Origin of the sequence: Paenibacillus sp. JMULE4 (assembly GCF_013337105.1) — a bacterium.
Classification (GTDB): domain Bacteria; phylum Bacillota; class Bacilli; order Paenibacillales; family NBRC-103111; genus Paenibacillus_G; species Paenibacillus_G naphthalenovorans.
Genome location: NZ_SGWF01000011.1, coordinates 784,418 through 806,499, shown reverse-complemented (window position 1 = coordinate 806,499; position 22,082 = coordinate 784,418). Strand labels below are relative to the sequence as shown.

Here is a 22,082-nt window from a genome sequence, read left to right as displayed (position 1 = left end):
CCATGTCCTCCTCATTATTCATTAATCGATAAAATGCTCAAATCCGTACACCATGCCCGCATACTCCATCACTTTTTTGACGGCAACGTTCACCCCGGGCATGTAGCCCGCGCGGTCGTATGAGTCATGGCGGATTTTCAGCGTTTGACCGAAGGCGCCAAAAATGACTTCCTGCTGGGCAAAAATGCCCGGAAGCCGAACGCTGTGAATTCGGAAGCCTTGGTAATAACCGCCGCGCGCGCCTTCAATCGTCTCTTCCTCTTTCGGATTCCCTTGGCGGAGCTCCTCGCGCACTTCGGAGATCAATTCAGCGGTTTTTACCGAGGTACCCGACGGAGCATCCAGCTTCTGATCCCCATGGTACTCGATAATTTCTACATGAGGCATATATTTCGCTGCTTGAGCGGCAAATTTCATCATCAAAATGGCACCGATCGAGAAATTAGGCGCGATAAGCCCGCCAATGCCTTCCGCTTTGCACTGCTTGTCCAGCTCCTCTATATCTTCAGGAGTAAAGCCCGTCGTTCCCATTACAGGGCGAACTTTGTGCTTGATGGCCAGCCTTGTGTTCACAACAGCCGATTGGGGAGTCGTGAAATCGACCAGCACATCCGGCTTTGATTCGACGAGCGCCAGCTCCAAATCATTCGTAACCTGAACGCCGCATGGCTCCAGACCAACAAGTCTTCCTGCATCCATATTTGTCGTAGAGCGTGCAACCGCCGCCACTAATTCCAGTTCGGGATCGCCAAGCACCATCTTTACGACTTCACGTCCCATACGGCCGCTTGCACCGGCCACAGCCACTTTAATTCGAGTCATTTCGTTGTTTCGTTCCTTTCTTCCTGCGATTTGGAGTTCATCCTTTGTTCATATATTGTTTCCATTTTAAATCATAATCTTTAAGCAGTCTTTTGCCTATAGCGTGCTGAGGGTCCAGCTTCAAAAGTTCTTTGACCGCTTTCACCGCCGAACTGTATTCCTCAAGGCGATAATACGCAATACCCAGCAGAAGGAATGCCTCAATGGCCAGGGGGTCAAGCTCCACAGCCTGTTGAAGCAGCGCGACGGCCAACCACAAGCGTTCATCCTGCTCCTCGAACAGCCTTTCAGCATGCAGTATCAATTTCCTGGCCTGAAGATGCTGCAGGTGAAACGAATAATGCTCATCCTCCGGCTCAAGCCGAACGGCCTGCGCCGCATGACCAATCGCTTTATCGAGCTTATTGCTGCGGGCAAATGTGATGGACAGCTTATAATGATACGCCGCACAATGCGGGTCCAGGGCAATCGCGCGTTCAAACCATGCAATCGCCCTTTCGAAGTCGTGCTGTAATATCGATTCATATGCTTTTTTTATGGCGTTCTCCCCGTCCATAATGACCATCTCCTCTCCAAACCGTCCGAAGCATGTTCCCTCCTGGACGAGGTCTGCAGCATATAAGATGATGGTACACTATATGACAAAGATGAAGTTAAGTGTCCACTCGAGTCCACCGATCGGCGTCACGCGTGCGAAACTTATGCATGATTTTGTCATGTGCCTCGGCAAGGTCAATCCCCAGGGAGTTGGCAAAGCAAATCGTGATAAACAAAATGTCGCCCAGTTCGAGCTCGATGGAGTTCTCTTCTTCCGTAGCTTTTTTCGGCTTCTCCCCGAATCGGTGATTCACTTCCCGGGCCAGCTCCCCAACCTCTTCCGACATTCGGGCCATCATGGCCAAGGGACTGAAATACCCTTCTTTAAATTGGGATATGTATTCATGCACCTCCTGCTGGAGGTCCTTTAACGATTTATCGGACATGATCCTAACGTTCACCTGCCTTCATTAAATCATTCTCTATCCATAAGAGCGCATTATCATCATGTTAACGCAAAACACGCCGTCATGACAAATTTTTTTTGAAAAAGAAGGGAACCGTTATATTATACCGAATTTCATGTTCATCTGAAACGAATGGAGTTGAATCATGCGGTTTTCTGAAGCTTCCACCCATGCCAAAAACATCATCCCGATTTGGATCGGGACGGCCGTATATGCCTTCGGGCTTCATTATTTTGTCATTCCGAATGAACTGATGGAGGGAGGGCTGACCGGCTTTGCGCTGCTCTTGAACTACATTTTCAGTTTTCCGCCATCCCTGACCACGCTCTGCATGAATGTTCCGCTGTTTTATTTGGGCTGGCGTATATTAGGAAAATCCTCCATGGCATACACCATCATAGGTACACTTTCTTTGTCGTTTTTTCTCTGGATCATGGAACGGCTAATCGGCAGCGGTTGGCTTGTGCCCTTTCGGACGGAGCACGATTACTTTCTGGTCACCGCTTATGCCGGATTTACACTGGGATTGGGCTTGGGCATCGTCTTCCGTTTTGGAGGAACAACCGGGGGGACCGATATTTTGGCCCGGGTCATCCATAAGCTGAAAGGTTGGCGTATAGGGCAGATTATCCTGACGATGGACGTTATCGTGATTGGTTCCTCTCTCTTTTTCCTGCCGAAAGAGAAAATCCTGTATACGATTGTTGTTGTTTTTATCGCTTCCAAGATGATCGACATTCTGATTGAAGGAGCATACGCCGCCAGGGCCTTCACCATTATTACCCACCAGTCGGAAGCTGTCGCCGCCGCCATTACGGAATCACTCGATCGGGGAGCCACATTATTACCGGCTGTGGGCGCTTATTCCAAACAGCAGAAGCATATTGTTTACTGTGTAGTGGCCCGCAGTGAAATGAAAAGGCTTAAAGACCTTGTCCGTTCCATCGATCCTCTCGCATTCATTATCATAACGGAGGTACACGATGTCGTTGGAGAAGGCTTCAAGCCTAAATAAGTCCTATTGAACTATCGCGTATCGTCATTGCTGCGGCGAACCGGCACAAGACCGTCGTTCTTTTTGGAGAGCCGCCACCCGGCAAAAGCAAGTGAACTCAAAATGATCAACCCGAACGTCAGCGTCCACAGAATCGGATTCTGCGGCTCCGGATAAGGCAGATAGGCTGTCGTTGCCTGTCTCATAAACAGTTTGTCCAGCATTTGCCGCATGGCAGGGACGGCATTGAGCACGTCATCGAACGGTTCGCCCTGAAGCAGGGACTGTGACCGGACGAACGTGACGAGCGAATCCATTTTCTCCACATCGGAGGGCATCCGGCCAATAACCAGGCTGGGCTGCACAATGCTGTAATTATGCTCTAACCGGGAGGAAGCCGATTGTAAATCCGACTGTCTTTGGCTTTTAGCCGCTTGTTCCACACCGGTAACGTCATCCTGAAGCCGGTCGTAATATTGAAGCCATAACGGCTGGGTGGGGTGTGTTAGTGCATCGGCCGCCAGCCGAACCTTTGCCGCGGCGATTTGCCGATCTTCAGGCTGAACCTTGGCCAAACCAAAAATGCGCTGTGCATCGGTAACGGTTTGGGTCAGAGCGGTCATTCCTTCAGCCGAAGTCAATCCCTCATAACGAATTTGAGATATTTGGTCTGTCAGCTGCTGCAATACGATTCGGCTATCCTCTACCTCTCCCTGCAGCAGTTTTTGATACATATCATCGGCAGTACGGTTCAACAGATCGGCCTTCTGAAGCTGCTCCTGGGAAGGCTTTGGCGCCTTCGCCTCATTTTTGTCCTTGTCATTCCCGCTGCAGCCGCCGAGCAAAGCAGCAACGAGCAGCGCCGTTATGATCAGACCGAGCCGCTTCACGTTGTAAGCTCCGAACATTGGTACATCCCCTCCTAAAAACATCGTATGGGAGGATGTCCACATTTAGACCGATTTTGTACCGGTCTCCTTCCGTTCCTTCCGTACCCTCCATCTCCAGAGGAGCAAAGCCACGGCAATGCTGGCCCAGCTTAATAACATCGTAAAAGAGGCGATCGGAGTCAGATCATCCTCCAGCACCTCCGGGAGCCATGGATAAATGCCGACGGCGTAATCCATGATGTCGTTCAGAAGCACCCAACAGGCTGCGAAAAGAACCGCCATCCATCGGAAACGGTAAAAACGGTAGTACAGCAATGCTTCCATCGCCATCCCCAGATGTGAAAACGTCAGCATCCAATCCTGCCAAACCAGCCGGTCCCCTTGGTACGCTCCTGCCATGATCATGGCTACTGCCCATATCCCGTATTTAAATGAAGTAATAACGGCAAAAGCCTCTACAAAACTTCGTAATCCGCCAGACGGCTTCCGTCCGGTATCTTTATCGTTCGCTCTTCTCAGCAGCAAAATCAGCAGAAACCAAGTGAAAAACAAACTGGCCGTAGGGCTGTCCGGGACAAAGGGAAGATAAAGCGGAGACATGTTTTCTGCGGTGAACTTTAATTGATTGCCATACCATATGTATCCGTAAATCGTACCAAGGAAGTTCACCCAAAACAAGGTCCACAGCATCTGCCGGCTGCCCAGAAACTCGCGTGAGAAAAAGTAAGTCCAGCCCCTGATTGACAACAATGACTCCTCCTCTTCTTTCTAAAAAAACCTGACCGCATTAGCGGTCAGGTTTTATCTTGTTATTGTTTTTTCTGTCTGGAGAGCCAATCCGCAAGCTGTTCGATTTCGGCCGGTGTCAGACCTTTGCCAATATTGGCATCATATTGTCCAGGCATCTGACCAATACCGTTATGGATAATTCCCAAAATCTCATCCTTGGAGTGAAGGTCTCCCACTCCGCGAAGCGCCGGGATTTTGGCCGAAGGCATTCCCTTCAAGTCCCCGCCATGACAGGAAAGGCAAGTCGACTTCGCATAAATTTGCGCTGCCGGATCATCAGGAGCTACAATTGCAGCGGCTTGTTGTGCGGGCGGCTTCGCTCCGCCCCCGCCTGCGCCGCCTGATGTGCCTTTGTTGGCGTGCATTTCTTCTTCACGTTTGATATGCTCCGGAATAATATTTTTCTCCTTGAGCTCTGCCTGATAGTGGCTCCAGGACACGACCGTCAAATAGGTGCAAGCGATCAAGCTCAAAAACATTAAAGCAGATGCGATCGGCCGCTTGTAAAAGCGTCTTTCCTTGCCCGTATCCAGAAACGGAGCCAACAGCAAAGCACCGAACGCGATACCCGGAACACCAACGGTACCCAGCACCACGAAATTTTCCGAAGTATACGGGTATTTGAGAAGCTGATACATGAACAGGAAGTACCAGTCCGGCATCGGAATGAACTGTGTATTCGTCGGATCAGCAGGATAGCCGAGCGGAGCCGCATGAGACACGGTCAGAGCCAAAATACCGACCAGCACGACAACGCCGACCATCCATTCTTTCAAAAGGAAGTTCGGAACAAATACTTCCGATTTTCCAGGGTAAGCAGAAAAATCTTGCGGAGTCAATTTCGTCGATTTTACTCGAACGCGTGAATCCCCAACGTAAACGATTTTCTCGTCCGATTTATGACCATGAGCCACGGAACGCTCCTCCTTCTCGTTTTCTTGGTAGAAAACCGTAAGCTGCAAATTTTACGGAAATCTTATAGCGGCCCGGAAATACCTTGCTTGCGAATCATGAAGAAGTGTCCTGCAAGCAGAGCCAATAATGCGCCCGGAAGGAAGAACACGTGCAATGCAAAGAATCTCGTTAACGTTTGCGCCCCTACGATTTCCCCGCCTTGCAGGAGGGTTTTTAAATATGGACCGATATACGGTGCGGATTCAACAATTTTAAGCGTAACGCTTGTTGCGAAGTATGCTTTATTGTCCCAAGGCAGCAAATATCCCGTCAAACCAAGACCCAGCATGACAAAGAATATCAGCATCCCGACAACCCAGTTCATTTCCCGGGGAGCCTTATAGGATCCAGTAAAGAACACGCGAAGCGTATGTAGGAACATCATGACAATAACGAGACTGGCGCCCCAATGGTGCATCCCGCGTACTATCACGCCAAAAGCCACCTTATGCTGCAGATAGTCTACGCTTGCATAAGCGTTGATGATATCCGGCACATAATACATGGTCAGGAACATGCCCGACAGAATTTGTATAACTGTGATAAAGAACGTCAAGCCGCCGAAACAGTATACAAAAGCGGAGAAGTGATGAGCCGGGTTAACGTGCTCCGGCACCTCGTGGTCCGCTACGTCTCTCCACATCGGCGTGATATCCAGGCGTTCATCGATCCAGTTATAAACCGCTTTAAACATCTGATGCTACGCCTCCTTATTACACCCGTTTATTAGGTCCGAGCTGACCAACATACACAAAACCGTTCTCGATCTTCACTTCATATTCGTCGAGCGGCAGTGGCGCTACGGCTAATGCTTTTCCGTCAATTGTGTAATGCGCACCGTGACAAGGACAATAATACTGGTTCTGGAATTGCGGACTGCCATTCCAGTTTACCGTACAGCCCAAGTGCTTGCATGTCGGGTTCAGGGCAAAGATTTTGCCGTCCGGACCTTTTGCAATCCATGCTTCGAGCTCAGGATTGCTTTCGTACCAGCCGTCCACTTGATGCACTTGGAACTTGAAGGATTTCGGCTCGTTCGTAACTTTGGACTCTTCCACAACCTTTACCCATTCAGCTTGCGACTTAGGCTGAAGAACCGGATCCACTGCAAAGCGAACCATCGGAACCAGCATCCCTGCGCCCATGAATGCTCCTGCTCCACCGAGGGTGTAAGAAAGAAACTGGCGTCTGGACATTTCACGACGTTTGACTGGTTTATCGCCGTGATGCTGCGTCTCTTGATTCGTGTGATCGTTCATTCTCGTTCTACCCCCTTTTTGCAACATATATCAGTCGTTCGACATAACTTTACACCATACACTAGGACATTACTAATAATAGCCTACACCTCAATGGGCGTCAAGAATGGAGTCTGCTTATTCCTAGGTGTAATCTGAAGTGTCGAAGCTACATGTAACGAAATTGTCACAACTGGCGATGTTGGGTAATGTGCCAGGCTGTTACATAGAATTCTCAACATTTCCATGAATCATACATGCGTCATTAGGTCAGACTTCCATTCCACAGGTTTGCCATCAATTCCGCCGCTTGGCGCTTCAATTCGCTGCCGGAAACTCTGAGTTCCTCCGGCGTAAAACGCAGAACCAAATCGGCATGTTTCGTTTCAAGGAACCCTTCCCCAAACTCGGGTTCAGACTTGGCCGTTACGATAACAACGAACCGAAAGCCGGTTTTCTTGAGGCCTTCACAGACCTGATCCAGCAGCAAGCTGCCAGACTCCTGCCTTGTGGCGCTTACAAAATGCATGGCGGGATACGTTACGATACGGCCTTTGAACGGAATCTCAATCAAGTCGAGCGCATCGCGTAAATATTCCAGTTCCCTGGTGGCCTCCCAAGGCGTCTCCCCTCCGTTTAATCCCGTAACCGGCAGTACCGCCGTATCCAGATACGGACGGAGCTCGTCCCATGTCTGCTCCTCAATGTCGCTAAATTTCAATGATTTCACCTTCTTTCCCTGTATCACTTTAGCACAGAAAAAAAGACATATGAACTATCTTCATATGTCTTTCAAAAAAATGTCATCATTGGCGCTAGCTCTATTTATTCCGGATTCATTCACCCAAGTCTCTCAGTGTATTCAGTTCGGTCGTTAGGGCAATAAAGGATTGTTCGTCACCATTAGCCAATGCTTGATCTATTTCTTCGTATAATATTTCCTCTTTGTATTTGCGCAGCGCTTCGTCAAGCAACATTTCTGCAAACAAACTCAGCATCATGTCGTTTGTCACGTTCATTTTGCCCATAAGAACCTACCTCCAAACCGGGTCATAATCATCCATTTATACCACTTACTGCTTAAGGCTGCCCCTCAGATACTCAGAACCTCTGACGCAATAGCTCTCCATCGTCCGCTTCATCCGCTCCAGATCCTTCTCTTGCAGCTCCCGAACCACTTTTGACGGCGATCCGAGAGAAAGCGTGTACGAGGGGATTATTTTGTTCTCGGTCACAAGCGTTCCTGCCCCTATTAAAGCATATTCACCGACGGAAGCGCCGTTAAGTACAATCGCCCCCATCCCGATTAATGTGCCTTTGCCTACATGGCATCCGTGAATGATGGCACCGTGTCCTACGGACACTTCATCTTCGATGATCAAGGGCTGATTGGTATTCACATGGCCGATGCAGCCGTCTTGAATGTTGCTTCGCTTTCCGATCCGAATGGGGGCCAAATCTCCCCGAAGCACGGTGTTGTACCAGATGCTCGCCCCTTCTTCGATAATAACATCACCGATAATTTGTACACCGGGCGCCAGAAACACCGTTGGATGAATCTGGGGCTGAATACCGTTATAACTGTGCAGCATGAACCGTTACACTCCTTGGATAGGGCGCTGTGAAGGCCGGATGCTCCGCCGCGATACAGCAGCCTCGATTTTTGGAGTGATTGTAGCAAGACCTTCAAAGATTGTCAATTGTCAAACATCAATGGTAATCTTTTCTTCGTCGGGCACATACGTTCCTTCAATAATGTGACTGCCCAGCTTAGTGACCTGAACGACGCGTCCCCACCTTTCGTCCTCGCCTATCCTCAAAAGTCCAAGATGCATCATCATCTGGATAATCCGCTGGTCCAGGATCGAATCGGCCGTATCGTAGTAGTAAGGCCGAATCAATGGAGTCAACACCTCTCTTAGCGAATGATAGGTAACCCATGATTTGCCTAAACGGCTTAACCAATGGACCAACGATTGAAGGTTGGGAATAGGGCCTTTATACAGCCTTAACCAGAAACGGTAAACTTGGAACGGGTCGTCTTTTTGGCCTTCGTCCACCTTCGCTTCGCCTTTGCTTGTGAGTGCCAGCACCTGGTTGTGTTCCGTAATCAGATCGTTGTAGTAGCAGTAATCGTAAATAAAAGAAAACCGATTGGGGTACTCACGGAACATTCTGCCGTAGCCGAATCTCCACGCGGTTTTGCCCACAGGGTCTTCCCTGACCGCCAAGCGTTCCAGAATCTGCTGGAGATTGCGTTTGTACATGACATTCTCAGCAGTAAGAATGACTTCCTGACTCCGGAGAAAATGAAGAAAGCTCCAGATGTCCTCCGCCAGAAATCTTTGCTCGTCCCGGTAGACGGGCGGCTCTTCGGTCGTTTGAAGCTTTTGCTGAAATTGCCTGGCCAGTACGAGAATAAATCTGCTTTTTAAATCGGCGGGCAATTGAAACAAGTATCGCGTTTGATGGGAATATCCGCTGAACAACCATCCCCTTTGCTTGAAGCGTGAAATCATTTCGCGCGGATTCCAAGCCGTGTTCTCGTCATCCTTCGTAAATCGGCTTTGCTGCACCCGGGCAATCAGCTCCTCCAAGCTGAATGACCCGCGCTGGTCAAACAAGAGCGAGTTGAGAAAACGGATGTCTTCGATCGATAAGGCTTCAACCTGAGTATCGAAAACCTCCCGCCGTCCTACCGCACACAAGATCGACTGGATGAGCTCATTTTTCGAATGGCCGTTGCACTCGCAATGATACGTAACGGCGATGCGGCTCAGCTCATGGATATCCGCATAGCTTAACATGTCGGCTAGATTCATGCGTCTGTCCCTCCAGAACTTCTTAATACCCATTATAGGAAAATGTTCCGGTTTTAAACGCGATATGAAAAAAATTGCAAAAAAAACTACGGCGGCATGAATAACTAACAGGATCTTCCTAACGGTTTGTCGAAGTAATTACGGTCAAAATTTCCAAAGGAGTTGACCCGCATTGCTTTCCAAAAACCGTCTGCGTCCACAACGGAGAATATACTTTAGACCTGAACATAAGAATTGTCCTCACTGCCAACAGAAATTACGTCGTTCACATACAGCATGGAATAAGAAAATCGCCACATTGAAAGAAGTCGTTCACGTTTGGAGCATGGCCTACCATTGCGAAAATCCAGATTGCCCGAAGCCAGGTGTATACTACAAATCGGCGGAAGCAGAAGCAATAAGCATGAAGCATTCTCCTTACGGCTTCGACGTTGTTTGCCTAGTTGGTGAACTTCGCTTCAAACGGCATATGACCCGCAAGGAGATTGCGGATGAATTGAACGCGAGAGGTGTTCAGACATCCGAACGGAGCGCACAAAATCTGTATGAACGGTATCAAACATTGCTTGCTGCTAGTCTTACTGAACATACGAAGAAAGTGCTGGCTGAAGTCACAGAACAAAACGGCGGTATTATCTTGTCTATGGATGGCGTCCAGCCAGAGAAAGGCAATGAGACACTTTATGTAATTCGTGAAGTATTCAGCGGTACTGTCTTAATAGCAAAAAACATGAAAAGTGGTTCATCTGCCGAGTTACAAACGCTCATCCAACCGATCATCGAGCAAGGCTATCCGATCGTCGGTATTGTTAGTGATGGACAGCAATCCATTCGTCTAGCGATGGAGACGCTTTTGCCCGATGTGCCTTATCAATATTGCCAGTACCATTATTTAAAAGACATCGCGAAACCGGTTGTTGATGTCGATCGAAAGTTAAAGACCGAGCTCAAGAAAAGCATGCGCGGCATTCGTGAAGTCGAGCGGAAAATCGAACAGTCGGATTCACAAGAAGCAAGCATCGCGAAGGGTTACGTTGCTGCCGTACGTGCATTGCTCTTGGAAGACGGAAATCCTCCATTAGATTTACCCGGTATGCGTATCTATGAACAGGCCCAAGCCATTCAAGCGTCCCTTCAAAAATGCTTGGATAAAAAAGGGGGCCACCCTACTTCAAAACGTTTTCAGAATATTTAGTAAAGTCGATTCCCTTCAGCAACAATACGAGAAAGTCGCTCGCTGGATGAAGCCAATCCGTCACATTGCAGAAATCCTTGAACCCAGCATGGATAAGACAAGCAAGACAGTTGAATGGGAAATGACAAAGCTGTTGGATTGGGTTCGGCTTTCCTATACCGAAGAGAATGATCTGGAAATGGTTAACAATCTCCTTAGTTACAGCAAGGGATTCTGGAAGGGACTCTTCACTTGCTACGATCATTATCATGTGCCAAGAACGAACAACGATCTGGAACGCTTCTTCCGAGCTACGAAGACACGACACCGTCGGATGACCGGGCTACGCAACTGGAACGAATACATCTTACGGAATGGTGAGATGGTTGTGCTCGTTGATGATGGACTTAAACAGGAAAACCTAATCGCCCGTTTAAGGATGGTCGACTACACAAGCTACAAGAAACAGAAAGAAAAATGGAATAACCGGTTGAGCGATAGTGTTATGCGCAAACGGTTTAAACGCGATCCACAAAATTATCTTAAAAATTTAGAAAACCAATGGCTCAAATAACATGTATGTTATTCATGCCGCCGTAGAAAAAAAAGCGGATTCCCATGCAGCATCTTGCTTTGCATAAGAACCCGTTGGTTTCAAATACTTTGACCTTGCTCCTGCTCCAGCTTCACTAAGTGAGAGGTACAGTTTAAGAGCCGGCAATGCCAGCTTTCTTCTACACGTTCGATGACGGTCAGAGACGTATTTTTTAAATGCTCCTCTATGGCCTGACCCAAGAAAGAAGCAAGAACAGGTGCGATAAATCCCCCGTGGCTGACGATCAGAATCCGTTTCCCCCGATGATCCCGCTCCATATCCAAAAGAAATGACCGCCAACGCGCCAGAAGCGCATCATCACTTTCAAGGCCCAAATCCAGCTCGCGCCAATTCTCCCCCCATCTTAAAAGGCGATCCTCCGTCGTCGTCCCTTCCAGTTGGCCGAAAGCTCTCTCGCGCAATCTCGAATCTACCCCTATAAAAGGCGATCCTGTAATGTCCGCTATCAGCTGCGCCGTCTCCCGTGCCCTGATCAAATCGCTCGAGATAATCGCGTCCCAGTCTTCTCCCTGCAGCCTTTCGGCCAACAAGCGCGCCTGTATCCGACCGAGCTCGGCCAAAGGCGTATCCATTTGACCCTGCATACGACCCGCCAGATTCCACTCTGTCGTTCCATGCCTTACGAATCCAAGTACAGTCATCCTGTCTTCAACATCCCTTCTAAAAGCTCAGTCAAAAAAAAGAAACGGCCCTCGGGGGACGGTAGTGCCAGTCCGAAGTCCGCTAGATTTTGGTGCGTGTCAACCAGTTCATAATCAGTAAAGTACAGGTCAAACCGAACAACGAGACGAACAACATATAATCATTCACCGTCTGAATCGGTCCGACACGATACATGAACGGCTCGTTAAATCCTTTCAGACTGGCTACCGCCGTTGGCATGGCGTGGACATTCAACGATTCCCCCCCGCCGCTAGCCGCCACCACAACCGGGTCCCCCAACCGGCCGAATACGCTGGACTCTTGAGCAAGAGGAGGAGCAGCATCTATGCTCATCTCATGAGATAGAGAAAAGAAAAAAGTGAAGACGAACAGCGCAATACAAAAGGAGATGACCGCCGTAAGGTTGCGGCGGAATTTGTATGAGAATGGATGCAGCCGGTCGTGGGCCGGAATTCGCCAAGACTCATCCTCGTATATCCGCTTCATCACACTGGAGGAAACCGACTTTTCCAATGACACGACAGGCTCATCATTGGCGGTAGAACGAATCAGTTGCGTGCTTTCCTGCCAGATCTCGAACTCTTCCTCACAAGCCTTGCAATGCTTGATATGCTCATCCACCGCCTGCCTTATTAAATCGTGCTCCGGCAAATCCCAATAGACGCCGAACCATTCATGTATGTCTTCGCATTTCATCTTCGATTCATCCCCTCATACTCCTCAAATATCGGTTCAAGAAAGTATGGTTCCAACTGAAGCTTTACGCTAGCCCTTGCCCTGAATAACAAAGATTTGACCGAGCTTACCGTCTGCCCGAGAATATTGGCAATCTCCTGGTAGTCAAGCTGGTCGTATTCACGCAATATTAGTGCGGATCGCTGCTTCTCAGGCAGATTATTTATGGCATCCCTTACCATAGAAACTCTCTCGTTCCGCAGAACGGTTTGTTCCGGGAGCGTGTCCAAAGAAGTCTGAGGCGTATATCCGCTTTGCTCCAAGGAAACCTTTATATTTTTATGTTTGCGCAGCTCGCTTAACACCGTATTGCGCGCGATGGTATACAGCCAAGTGGAGAAGGTCGCCTCGACCTCGCGAAACGAATGAAGGCTTTTATAAGCCTTATAGAACGTTTCGTTGCAAAGGTCTTCCGCCAGAGATTCCATCTGCGAGCTTTTCAGCATGTGAAAGATGAATGCCAAAATCTTACGTTCGTAGCGGCGCATTAATTCATCATATAGCTGGACGTTGCCGTCCTTGATTTCTCTGATCAACTGGGAATCGGTCATGCAATTCGACCCTCCTTGTGATTCCTGCTTACTCCCAGCGATACTACTTGTTTGTACTGTAGGGGGAGTATAAAAGTTGCGGTAGTTTCGAAAAAAAAATGAGAATGATACTTAGCTGCTCTTAGATGCTATACTATTCGTGGTATAAGGCCAAAATTCCTTCTTTATCGACAACTTCATAGGGTCTCCCCGATAAAGATGTACAATATATACTACGATTAGTTTATCAAAATAAGATATGCTGGAGAAGCTTACAACATGAACATGTCCGCCAACTCGTGAAAATTACAAAAAAAGACCGCCTGAATCATCAGGCGGTTGCACATTGTGCCATTATTCGGATAGGAGTGGAGAGAAACCATACTGTACTTTTATTATATGTATCCGTTTACAAAAAGTCAACGTTTTTTTTGAAAACGTTTCCTGCCAGTTTTTAAAAAAGATTACACGTGAACCGTGTAATCTTTTTTCAGCAGCTCCAGCGCTTTATCCATATCGTATTCCTCCCGGAACGATAATCTCAAAACGCCTGGAACGTCTTCCCTGCTTTCGATAATCTGAATGTTGCTCAAGTTCACACGATGGCTGCCGAGCAGCATGGTAATTTGACCGATGACGCCCGGGTGATCCGGAACATCGACATAAATATCGTAAAAGGAGTGGATGACTCCCTTGCGGCGTTCCGGCAAACCTCCGCGGAATTGGTTTGCCTTATGAAACTCCTGCTCGATCCCTTCGCCGTTGCCGGTCTCCAGCAGCTTGATGAATCTTCCGACTTCTTCATTCCAATCCTTGAGCAAATTCAGCATCACGGTTTTGTTGCTGATCAGAATATCCCGCCATATGATCGGATCACTGGAAGCAATCCGGGTAATGTCGCGGAAACCGCCCGCGGCCAAATTCTGATAAAGCTCGTTCGATTCATTGTAGCGCGCCACCTGATTCACGAGAGCAACGGCAATAATATGCGGCAGATGACTGATAGCGCCTACGATTTCATCGTGAAGCCTGGCATCCACCTTCACAATGTGCGCCCGGGTCCATTGGAGCAGGTCGGTCAAGCGGGCATATGCCTCTTCGGGGGTATCCTTGTCCGGTGTCAAAACGTAGAACGCATTCTCGAACAAACGAGAGGTTGCCGCTTCGACCCCGGACTTTTCCTTGCCGGCCATAGGGTGGCCTCCGATAAAGGATACGCCTTGCAGGTTCAGCCTTGACGCATATTCCGCCACAGACGCTTTCGTGCTGCCCACATCGGTGATGACACAGCCCGGCTTTAGAGGAAGCTTGGACAGTCTGGTCAAGTACTCTTCCAAATTCCCTACAGGAACGCACAGAAAAATAAAATCCGCGCCTTCTGCGGCTTCCTCGAAGGAAGTGGTAGCATAATCGACAACTTTACGTTTCAAATACTTTTCTACGGAACTCGGATTGCCGGAATGACCGACGACCGTCAACCCCGGCTTTCCTTTGAAGCACAGGGCGAGCGATCCACCGATCAGCCCTACGCCGTATATTGCAATTTTGGTCATGAAACCGCCACTTCGCTCAATACTTGCTCCAGCGCCTCAAGGAATTTACGGTTTTGCTCCTCGCTGCCTACCGTTACGCGGATCTTGGTCGGATAGCCCCAGCCCGGGTCATGACGAACAATGATGCCTCTCTGAAGCAAGCCCTGAAATACCGCTTGACCCGGACGCTTCACATCGATCATGATAAAATTCCCATGAGCCTCAAAATACGGCAGGCCCAGCTTATCCAATTCCGCTGTCACTTGCCGGATACCGGCGGCGTTCGCCTCACGGCACGTGCGGATAAACTCGTGATCCTGCAATGCGGCAAGCCCCGCCTTCTGTGCAAAGCTCGTGGTATTGAAAGGCTCGCGCACCTGGTTAATCGAACGAACCACATCCGGATGTCCAATGCCGAAGCCGATGCGCAGGGAGGCCAATCCGTATATTTTGGAGAACGTGCGCAGCACCACAATATTTTTGTATTTATTCAGCAGCGAAATGCTGTCCGGATACTCTTCGTTGACGGTGTACTCGGCATAGGCTTCGTCGAGAACGACCATGACATGATTTGGAACGGATTCAATGAAGGATACGATTTCCCGTTCGCTTAACATGGTGCCCGTCGGATTGTTCGGGTTGCAGATCCAAACGATCTTGGTACGTTCGTTTACTTTGGCGAGCATGGCCTTCAGATCGTGCTTTCCGTTTTCATCCACGGGAACTTCGATAAAGGTAGCCCCTTCGATTTCCGCGTTATGCTTGTACTGGGGGAACGTCGGAAACGCGGATATCGTTTCATCATTCGGCGTTAAAAAAGCGCGTGCGATCATCAGAATCACCTCGTCCGAGCCGGCGCCGAATATGATTTGATTCGGCTTTACGCCGTAGTGCTCAGCTACTGCATGCGTCAGGTCTACGGCTCCGCCGTCCGGATATATGCTGACTTGATCGAGTAATGAAACAATGGCTTCTTTCACTTTCGGAGAGCATCCGAATGGGTTCTCGTTGGAGGCCAGCTTGATGACATCAGTAAGCCCCAGCTCCCGCTTGACTTCGCTGATCGGTTTTCCCGGTTGATACACCGGAAGATGTAAAATATTTTGTTTAGGCTGCACTTCGGTAGTCACCTCGTTATAAGATTGATGAGCAGAAATATGAAATCAGTTACCCATCAATTTTCGCACAAATTCATTAATTTGCAAGAGGCCTTGTGATTTTGTTACATCTTGTGTCAGCAGCGGCAGCGCTTCTTCCACTTTTTTCACCAAGGCGCTGCCCACGACAATGCCGTCACAGGTCTTGGCAAATCGGGCATACTGCTCGGGGGTGGAAATACCGAAGCCGATCGCGATGGGAAGATTCGTCGAGGCTTTTACCGTTTGCAGGAACTCATCCACGCCGCTGTGAAACTCCGTCCGCGTCCCCGTCACGCCAAGCGAAGATACACAGTACACAAAACCGCTTGCCCGCGAGGCGATTTTCTGCACCCGCTCCCTGGAAGTCGGAGCTACTAGCGGAATCAAATGAATCCCGTGCTTCTTGGCTAACGCCCGGACCTCTTCATCCTCCTCCATAGGCAAATCCGGAATGATCAGACCGCTGATGTCGCTTTCCTGAAGAAGTGAAAAAATCCGGTCAAGCCCCGTTTGAAGTACAGGATTGAAATAAGTGAACAATATAAACGGCAATTCGCACCCCTCGCTGCGCGCTTGTTTGGCAGCGGAGATGCAATCCAGGATGGTGATGCGGTTCACTTTCAAGGCCCTCATGGAAGAACGCTGAATGACGGGACCGTCGGCAAGAGGATCCGAGTAAGGTACGCCTAATTCCACCATAGCCGCTCCCGCTTTTTCAAGCTCCTTGATCACATCAATCGAGGTCCGCACGTCCGGATCCCCGATCGTCAGGAAAGGAATAAAGGCCGGTTTTTGTTGCTCCCGCAGTTCGGCAAACTTCCGGTCAATGCGATTCATCGGTATTTCCTCCCAAATAACTCATGATGGCTTCGACGTCTTTATCTCCGCGCCCGGAGAGACTGACAACAATAATTTGATCTTTGCCCATGGCCGGAGCCCGCTTAATCGTCTCGGCTATCGCATGGGCGCTCTCCAGCGCCGGTATGATGCCTTCCTTGCGGCTGAGCAGCTGCAGCGCATCGAGCGCTTCCCGGTCGGTAATCGGGATATATTCGGCACGCCCGGTGTCCTTCAGATACGAATGCTCCGGTCCGATCCCCGGATAATCAAGGCCGGCGGAGATGGAATGAGCCTCCTGCACTTGTCCGTACTCATCCTGCAGAAGATAGCTGTAGGAGCCCTGGAATACGCCCTTGCTTCCTTTGGTCATCGTGGCGGCGTGTTTATCGGTCTCCACACCGCGCCCTGCCGCTTCAACGCCGATTAACCGGACGCTCTCGTCATTCAGGAAAGGATAAAACATGCCGATTGCATTGCTCCCGCCGCCTACGGCAGCAATGACCGTATCCGGCAGCCGGCCTTCCCGCTCAAGAATCTGCTTGCGCGCTTCATCGCCGATAATGCGCTGGAAGTCGCGGACCATCATCGGGTATGGGTGCGGTCCTGTTGCCGAACCAAGGATATAGAAGGTATCGTCTACATGGCTGACCCAATAGCGAAGGGTCTCATTGCACGCATCCTTCAATGTTCTCGTGCCCGAGGTGACCGGCACGACTTCCGTGCCAAGCAGATTCATCCGGAATACGTTCAGCTGCTGGCGCTTCATATCTTCTTCACCCATAAACACCTTGCACTCAAATCCCATCAGGGCGGCAACCGTAGCTGTCGCCACGCCATGCTGGCCTGCGCCGGTTTCGGCGATAATTTTGGTTTTGCCCATCCATTTGGCCAAAAGCCCCTGACCGAGCGCATTATTGATTTTGTGCGCCCCGGTGTGGTTTAAATCCTCCCGCTTCAGGTAGATCTTCGCGCCGCCCAAATGCTCCGTCAGACGCCCGGCATAATAAAGCGAGGTCGGCCGTCCGGAATAACGATGAAGCCAATAATTCAGCTCTTCCTGAAATTTCTCGTCTTTGGCATACTTCTTAAAAGCTTCCTCCAGCTCGATCAATGCGTTCATCAGCGTTTCCGGCACATACCGCCCGCCGAATTTGCCGAATCGGCCATACTCATCCGGTCCGTTAAACAATCGATTTCACCCTTTCGACAAAAGTCGTAATTTTTCCGATATCTTTTACTCCGTCGACTTCTACGCCGCTGGACACATCCACACCGTCAGGAGCGTAGCGATCGATCAGCCCCCGTACATTGTCAGGCTGAAGTCCGCCGGCCACCAGAAGAGGAATACCCGCTTCACGGCACCATTGCTGATAGGGAGGAATCGTTTCCCAGGCAAAGGTCTTGCCGGATCCGCCGCCGTACATCGGGTCGAATGTATCCAGCAGCATGCCGTCTACCAAACCGCGATAAGGCTCCAGGCTGCCGCGGACGGACGCTGTTGCATTCTCCGATGACATGGCCGCGGAAATCGCCATCACTTTAAACACTTTGACGCCCGGAAACCATTTTTTCACGGATCGGCAAAACTCCGGGCTCTCCTGGCCGTGAAGCTGAACAACATCAAGCGCCGCCTCGCGGAGCACGGCTTCCAGCTCATCCAGGCCCGGATTGACAAAGACACCCACGGCCTGCGGCCGGTGCTCCGCCGTCCGGATCGCGCGGAGTATCGCTGCGGCTTGGCCCGGAGTGACCTGACGTTTGCTTCTTGCGAATACAAAGCCGATATAATCAACGGGCAGACCGGCAACCTGCTTTGCCATTTCCTCTGTTTGCAGCCCGCATATTTTAACGCTGACCATCGGATACTTCACTCCTTGACCGCTTCTACACCGGAGTAAGCTCCCAGCAATCCGTGAACCGCAGCAGATACATCCGGCTGGCGCATAAAATGCTCGCCCACCAGCACCGCATGGGCACCGGCCGAAAGCAGCCAATCGATTTCCTCCGGCTTGGATATACCGCTCTCGCTAACGACGGTAATCCCTTTAGGAATATGCTTTACCAGCTCCTCCGTCGTTGCCAGATCGGTGACGAAGGTTTTGAGGTTGCGGTTGTTGATCCCGATCATCGTCGGGTTGAGCTCCAGCACACGCTCCAGCTCTTCCCGGTCATGAACCTCGATCAGAACATCCATCCCGAGATCTTTGGCAATCGTATGGAATTCTTTCATTTGCTTCGTCGTCAGTATAGCGGCGATCAGCAGAATCGCATCGGCGCCGATGCAGCGCGCTTCATAGATTTGATGAGGGTCGATCGTAAAATCTTTACGCAATAAAGGCACCTGCACAGCTTCACGTACCCTGGTTAAGTAATCGTTAGCGCCCTGAAAGTACTGAACGTCGGTCAAAACCGAGATGCAATCCGTCCCGGCCTGCTCGTAAGCCTTCGCCAGCCGGACAGGCTCGAAATCATCGCGAATCAATCCTTTGGACGGGGATGCTTTTTTTACCTCCGCAATCAGCCCCATGGAACGCTTGCGTCCGGAGCTCAGCGCCCGCTCAAATCCGAGGCAATCGGGAAGCCCGGCAATGCGCTTCTCCATTGCGGCTATGTTGATGCTCTCTTTCAGCTGTTCAACTTCCTGCTTTTTGGTCATGACAATACGATCAAGAAACATGGCTCACTTCTCCCGTATATTGGACTAACTGCTCCAGCTTTTCCTTCGCTTTGCCGGAATCGATGACTTGAGCCGCCAGCTTCACGCCTTCCTGCAGCGTTTCGCTGAAGCCGGTCACATAGAAGCATGCGCCGGCGTTGGCCAGCACAACATCCCTGCAGGCGCCCGGCGCGCCGGAAAAGATGCCGCGGATGATCTCCGCATTCACCGCTGCGTCCCCGCCTACGACGTCCTTGAGGCTGTATACCTTCAGCCCCAGCTCTTCCGGAGTGATTTCAAACGTACGGATGCCGCCGTCCTTCAGCTCCGTCACCTGGGTCGCATCCGAAATGCTGATCTCGTCAAGCCCGTCCAGGCTGGCGACCACCAAGGAGCGTTTCACGCCCAGGGCCAGCATCACATGAGCGATCGTTTCTGTCTTGCCGCGATCAAACACACCCAGTACCTGCCGGTCAGCACCCGCCGGATTCGTGAGCGGTCCAAGCAGGTTGAACACCGTGCGGAAGCCAAGCTCTCTTCTGGATGCAGCTACATGCTTCATCGATTGATGATACAGCTGCGCGAACATGAAGCAAATGCCGACCTCCTCAAGGCAGCGAGCCGCCTGGGTCTCGTTTAACTGGATGTTGACTCCGAGTGCTTCGAGCACATCCGCACTGCCGCTTTTGCTCGACATCGCCCGGTTTCCATGCTTCGCCACCCGGACGCCCCCCGCCGCGGCTACAATCGCCGCCGTCGTAGAGATATTAAAGGTGTCGGCTCCGTCTCCTCCGGTTCCGCACGTATCCAATAAATTCTCCCGTCTCGTTTGTACACGATTGGCTTTGGCGCGCATGGTCTCGGCGAACCCGGTGATTTCCTCAATCGTCTCGCCCTTCATGCGAAGTCCGGTAAGCATGGCTCCGATCTGCGTCGGCGTGGCCCCTCCTTCCATGATGTGAGACATGACATCCCGCGCCTCCGCCCTTGTCAAGTTCGATTGTCCGACAATTTTATGAATCGCTTGCTGTACAGTCAATTGCTGTTGGTCCAACGTACTCGCCTCCCCATGATGGGTCATCCCCATTATGCTTATTGATAATAATCGTGGTTGATCGGCACATATTCGCTCGACTTGGTTGCGAATGCCGCCTCGGCTGTCCGGATCGACTTCAGCATCCCTTTGGCTTTATTCACCGTTTCCTCGTACTCGTTCTCCGGAATCGAATCCCATACGATGCCCGCTCCCGCTTGTACATAAGCCTTGCCGTTTTTGAAGATGATCGTCCGAATCGTGATGCACGTATCAAGATTGCCGGAGAAGCCAAGATATCCGATCGCTCCCGCATATGCGCCGCGCGCTTCGTTTTCCAGCTCCGCGATGATCTCCATCGCTCTCAGTTTCGGAGCCCCCGACACGGTGCCCGCCGGCAGGCAGGAAATGAACGCATCGTAGAAATCCTTGTCGGCGGCCAGCTGGCCGGAAACGTTGGAAACGATGTGCATGACATGGGAATACCGTTCGATTTGCATGAACGTGTCGCATTTGACTGTCCCGAATTCCGCTACGCGGCCGATATCGTTGCGTCCCAGGTCGACGAGCATCAAATGCTCCGCCCGCTCCTTTTCATCGGCCAGCAACTCCTTCTCCAGCAGTAGATCCTCTTCCGGCGTCCGCCCGCGGGGACGGGTTCCCGCAATAGGACGGGTCTCCACTCTCTCATCCTCGACCCGGACAAGAAGCTCCGGAGAAGTGCCGACAATGACTTCGTCGTCCATTTTGAGACAATACATATACGGAGACGGATTCATTGTCCGCAGGATGCGGTAAACATGAAGCGGAGATACGTCCGTTTCAATCTCAAACCGTTGGGAAAGCACCACTTGAAAAATATCTCCGGCACGAATATATTCCTTCGCCCGATTCACATTTGAAATAAACTGCTCCTTCGTCAGGTTGGACTTCACTTCGCCCAAATCGACTTCGTCCGGTATCGCCCGATTCGTCATGGACATGGCGGGCAAAGGACGCTTCAAACGTTCGATCGTGGCATCAATTTTGGCGCAAGCCGCTTCGTAAGCTTGAATAATCTCGCTATCCGTGCCGTGCGGGGGGACATGAACATTGGCGATGATTTTAAGCTGCTGTTTAAAATGATCAAAGACGATGACCTGGTCGCAGAACATAAACTGGATGTCGTTCATTTGCAGGTCGTCCTCCCGGTGCTTCGGCAGCTTCTCATAATACTGCAGCAGGTCGTATCCGAAAAATCCGACCGCTCCTCCCGTGAAGCGCGGCAGATCCGGCAGCGACGGACTCTTGTAATCACGGAGATAAGCCTTCAATACGTCCACCGGCTTCTCCTTCGACGTGCTCAGGCCCTCCGGGCCCTCAATCTGTGTCACACCGTTCTTGGCCCGGATCATCATAAAAGGGTCCGTGCCGATGAAGGAGTATCGCGCCCATTTGACGCCACCCTCAACACTCTCTAGCAAAAACGCCCGATTCTCCTCATAAAAATGCTGAAACACGCGAATCGGCGTATCCGTGTCCGCAATCAAATGGCGAACGACCGGTATCAGGTTATAATCCTTCGCCAGCCGGATGACTTCCTTCACTTCCGGTGTGTACATATCCATCTCTCCTCTTCTCACCTGAGACTTGCATCTGCTCTAAAAAAACA

The 22,082-nt window shown here is 50.5% G+C and carries 26 protein-coding genes; 3 read left to right on the top strand and 23 right to left on the bottom strand.

Annotated elements, in window-relative coordinates; translation table 11 throughout:
* Positions 1 to 21: 21 nt before the first annotated feature.
* From dapB to EXW96_RS09230, 3 genes are all read right to left on the bottom strand, one after another.
* Positions 22 to 822 (bottom strand): 4-hydroxy-tetrahydrodipicolinate reductase, encoded by an 801-nt coding sequence (gene dapB / locus EXW96_RS09240; protein ID WP_054818302.1) that lies wholly within the window; start codon positions 820 to 822, stop codon positions 22 to 24.
* Positions 823 to 859: 37 nt separating this feature from the next.
* Positions 860 to 1,378, bottom strand: coding sequence for a tetratricopeptide repeat protein (locus EXW96_RS09235; RefSeq protein ID WP_062408841.1), 519 nt, complete (start codon positions 1,376 to 1,378; stop codon positions 860 to 862).
* A 97-nt stretch (positions 1,379 to 1,475) separates the two neighbouring features.
* A complete protein-coding gene (locus EXW96_RS09230) occupies positions 1,476 to 1,805 on the bottom strand; it encodes a nucleotide pyrophosphohydrolase (protein ID WP_054818300.1) in 330 nt (109 codons plus the stop codon).
* Between the two features lie 166 nt (positions 1,806 to 1,971).
* On the opposite strand from EXW96_RS09230, the gene EXW96_RS09225 reads away from it, so the two are divergent.
* Positions 1,972 to 2,841, top strand: coding sequence for a YitT family protein (locus tag EXW96_RS09225; RefSeq protein WP_062408842.1), 870 nt, complete (start codon positions 1,972 to 1,974; stop codon positions 2,839 to 2,841).
* A gap of 11 nt (positions 2,842 to 2,852) precedes the next feature.
* Here the strand turns inward: EXW96_RS09225 and EXW96_RS09220 are convergent, their stop codons facing one another.
* The 9 genes from EXW96_RS09220 to EXW96_RS09180 form a co-directional block, all read right to left on the bottom strand.
* Entirely contained in the window at positions 2,853 to 3,728 is an 876-nt protein-coding gene (locus EXW96_RS09220; protein ID WP_174350388.1) for a sporulation protein YpjB, read from the bottom strand.
* A gap of 45 nt (positions 3,729 to 3,773) precedes the next feature.
* Positions 3,774 to 4,457 (bottom strand): DUF1405 domain-containing protein, encoded by a 684-nt coding sequence (locus tag EXW96_RS09215; protein ID WP_062408843.1) that lies wholly within the window; start codon positions 4,455 to 4,457, stop codon positions 3,774 to 3,776.
* Positions 4,458 to 4,519: 62 nt separating this feature from the next.
* Positions 4,520 to 5,413, bottom strand: a complete 894-nt coding sequence (locus tag EXW96_RS09210) for a c-type cytochrome (protein ID WP_062408844.1) — start codon at positions 5,411 to 5,413, stop codon at positions 4,520 to 4,522.
* Between the two features lie 62 nt (positions 5,414 to 5,475).
* Positions 5,476 to 6,147 (bottom strand): menaquinol-cytochrome c reductase cytochrome b subunit, encoded by a 672-nt coding sequence (gene qcrB / locus EXW96_RS09205; RefSeq protein WP_054818297.1) that lies wholly within the window; start codon positions 6,145 to 6,147, stop codon positions 5,476 to 5,478.
* Positions 6,148 to 6,166: 19 nt separating this feature from the next.
* Positions 6,167 to 6,712: a Rieske (2Fe-2S) protein gene (locus EXW96_RS09200; protein WP_174350387.1), complete on the bottom strand. Its 546-nt coding sequence runs from the start codon at positions 6,710 to 6,712 to the stop codon at positions 6,167 to 6,169.
* A 244-nt stretch (positions 6,713 to 6,956) separates the two neighbouring features.
* Positions 6,957 to 7,412 carry a DUF2487 family protein gene (locus tag EXW96_RS09195; RefSeq protein WP_174350386.1) on the bottom strand — a complete coding sequence of 152 codons (456 nt, stop codon included), beginning with the start codon at positions 7,410 to 7,412 and terminating at the stop codon, positions 6,957 to 6,959.
* Positions 7,413 to 7,527: 115 nt separating this feature from the next.
* Entirely contained in the window at positions 7,528 to 7,719 is a 192-nt protein-coding gene (locus EXW96_RS09190) for an IDEAL domain-containing protein (protein WP_054818294.1), read from the bottom strand.
* A 45-nt stretch (positions 7,720 to 7,764) separates the two neighbouring features.
* Positions 7,765 to 8,283, bottom strand: a complete 519-nt coding sequence (locus EXW96_RS09185) for a gamma carbonic anhydrase family protein (RefSeq protein WP_137669754.1) — start codon at positions 8,281 to 8,283, stop codon at positions 7,765 to 7,767.
* A gap of 111 nt (positions 8,284 to 8,394) precedes the next feature.
* Positions 8,395 to 9,513, bottom strand: a complete 1,119-nt coding sequence (locus EXW96_RS09180; RefSeq protein WP_062408845.1) for a hypothetical protein — start codon at positions 9,511 to 9,513, stop codon at positions 8,395 to 8,397.
* A 325-nt stretch (positions 9,514 to 9,838) separates the two neighbouring features.
* Between EXW96_RS09180 and EXW96_RS09175 the strand changes: the two genes are divergently transcribed.
* Positions 9,839 to 10,708 carry a transposase gene (locus EXW96_RS09175; protein WP_254611176.1) on the top strand — a complete coding sequence of 290 codons (870 nt, stop codon included), beginning with the start codon at positions 9,839 to 9,841 and terminating at the stop codon, positions 10,706 to 10,708.
* A 46-nt stretch (positions 10,709 to 10,754) separates the two neighbouring features.
* Positions 10,755 to 11,261, top strand: a complete 507-nt coding sequence (locus EXW96_RS09170) for a hypothetical protein (RefSeq protein WP_054820364.1) — start codon at positions 10,755 to 10,757, stop codon at positions 11,259 to 11,261.
* An 80-nt stretch (positions 11,262 to 11,341) separates the two neighbouring features.
* Here the strand turns inward: EXW96_RS09170 and EXW96_RS09165 are convergent, their stop codons facing one another.
* From EXW96_RS09165 to trpE, 11 genes are all read right to left on the bottom strand, one after another.
* Entirely contained in the window at positions 11,342 to 11,944 is a 603-nt protein-coding gene (locus EXW96_RS09165; protein WP_174350385.1) for a histidine phosphatase family protein, read from the bottom strand.
* 82 nt (positions 11,945 to 12,026) lie between these two features.
* Positions 12,027 to 12,662 carry a zf-HC2 domain-containing protein gene (locus EXW96_RS09160; RefSeq protein ID WP_174350384.1) on the bottom strand — a complete coding sequence of 212 codons (636 nt, stop codon included), beginning with the start codon at positions 12,660 to 12,662 and terminating at the stop codon, positions 12,027 to 12,029.
* Entirely contained in the window at positions 12,659 to 13,252 is a 594-nt protein-coding gene (locus EXW96_RS09155; RefSeq protein WP_062408848.1) for an RNA polymerase sigma factor, read from the bottom strand. Before EXW96_RS09155 ends, EXW96_RS09160 begins: the two co-directional genes overlap by 4 nt.
* A gap of 443 nt (positions 13,253 to 13,695) precedes the next feature.
* The gene (locus EXW96_RS09150) at positions 13,696 to 14,784 is read right to left on the bottom strand and encodes a prephenate dehydrogenase (RefSeq protein ID WP_174350383.1); all 1,089 of its coding nucleotides are present in this window, start codon (positions 14,782 to 14,784) and stop codon (positions 13,696 to 13,698) included.
* A complete protein-coding gene (gene hisC / locus EXW96_RS09145) occupies positions 14,781 to 15,881 on the bottom strand; it encodes a histidinol-phosphate transaminase (RefSeq protein WP_137669757.1) in 1,101 nt (366 codons plus the stop codon). The genes EXW96_RS09150 and hisC overlap by 4 nt, the downstream gene beginning before the upstream one ends.
* 45 nt (positions 15,882 to 15,926) lie before the next feature.
* On the bottom strand, positions 15,927 to 16,739 hold the full coding sequence (trpA, locus tag EXW96_RS09140) for a tryptophan synthase subunit alpha (RefSeq protein ID WP_174350382.1): 813 nt from the start codon (positions 16,737 to 16,739) through the stop codon (positions 15,927 to 15,929).
* Entirely contained in the window at positions 16,726 to 17,931 is a 1,206-nt protein-coding gene (gene trpB / locus EXW96_RS09135) for a tryptophan synthase subunit beta (protein ID WP_174350381.1), read from the bottom strand. Before trpB ends, trpA begins: the two co-directional genes overlap by 14 nt.
* Complete coding sequence (locus EXW96_RS09130; protein WP_174350380.1) at positions 17,924 to 18,601, bottom strand: phosphoribosylanthranilate isomerase; 678 nt, start codon at positions 18,599 to 18,601, stop codon at positions 17,924 to 17,926. Before EXW96_RS09130 ends, trpB begins: the two co-directional genes overlap by 8 nt.
* A gap of 8 nt (positions 18,602 to 18,609) precedes the next feature.
* A complete protein-coding gene (gene trpC, locus EXW96_RS09125) occupies positions 18,610 to 19,419 on the bottom strand; it encodes an indole-3-glycerol phosphate synthase TrpC (RefSeq protein WP_174350379.1) in 810 nt (269 codons plus the stop codon).
* Complete coding sequence (trpD, locus tag EXW96_RS09120) at positions 19,409 to 20,479, bottom strand: anthranilate phosphoribosyltransferase (protein WP_375256443.1); 1,071 nt, start codon at positions 20,477 to 20,479, stop codon at positions 19,409 to 19,411. The genes trpC and trpD overlap by 11 nt, the downstream gene beginning before the upstream one ends.
* 11 nt (positions 20,480 to 20,490) lie before the next feature.
* Complete coding sequence (gene trpE / locus EXW96_RS09115; protein ID WP_174350377.1) at positions 20,491 to 22,032, bottom strand: anthranilate synthase component I; 1,542 nt, start codon at positions 22,030 to 22,032, stop codon at positions 20,491 to 20,493.
* Positions 22,033 to 22,082: the final 50 nt, after the last annotated feature.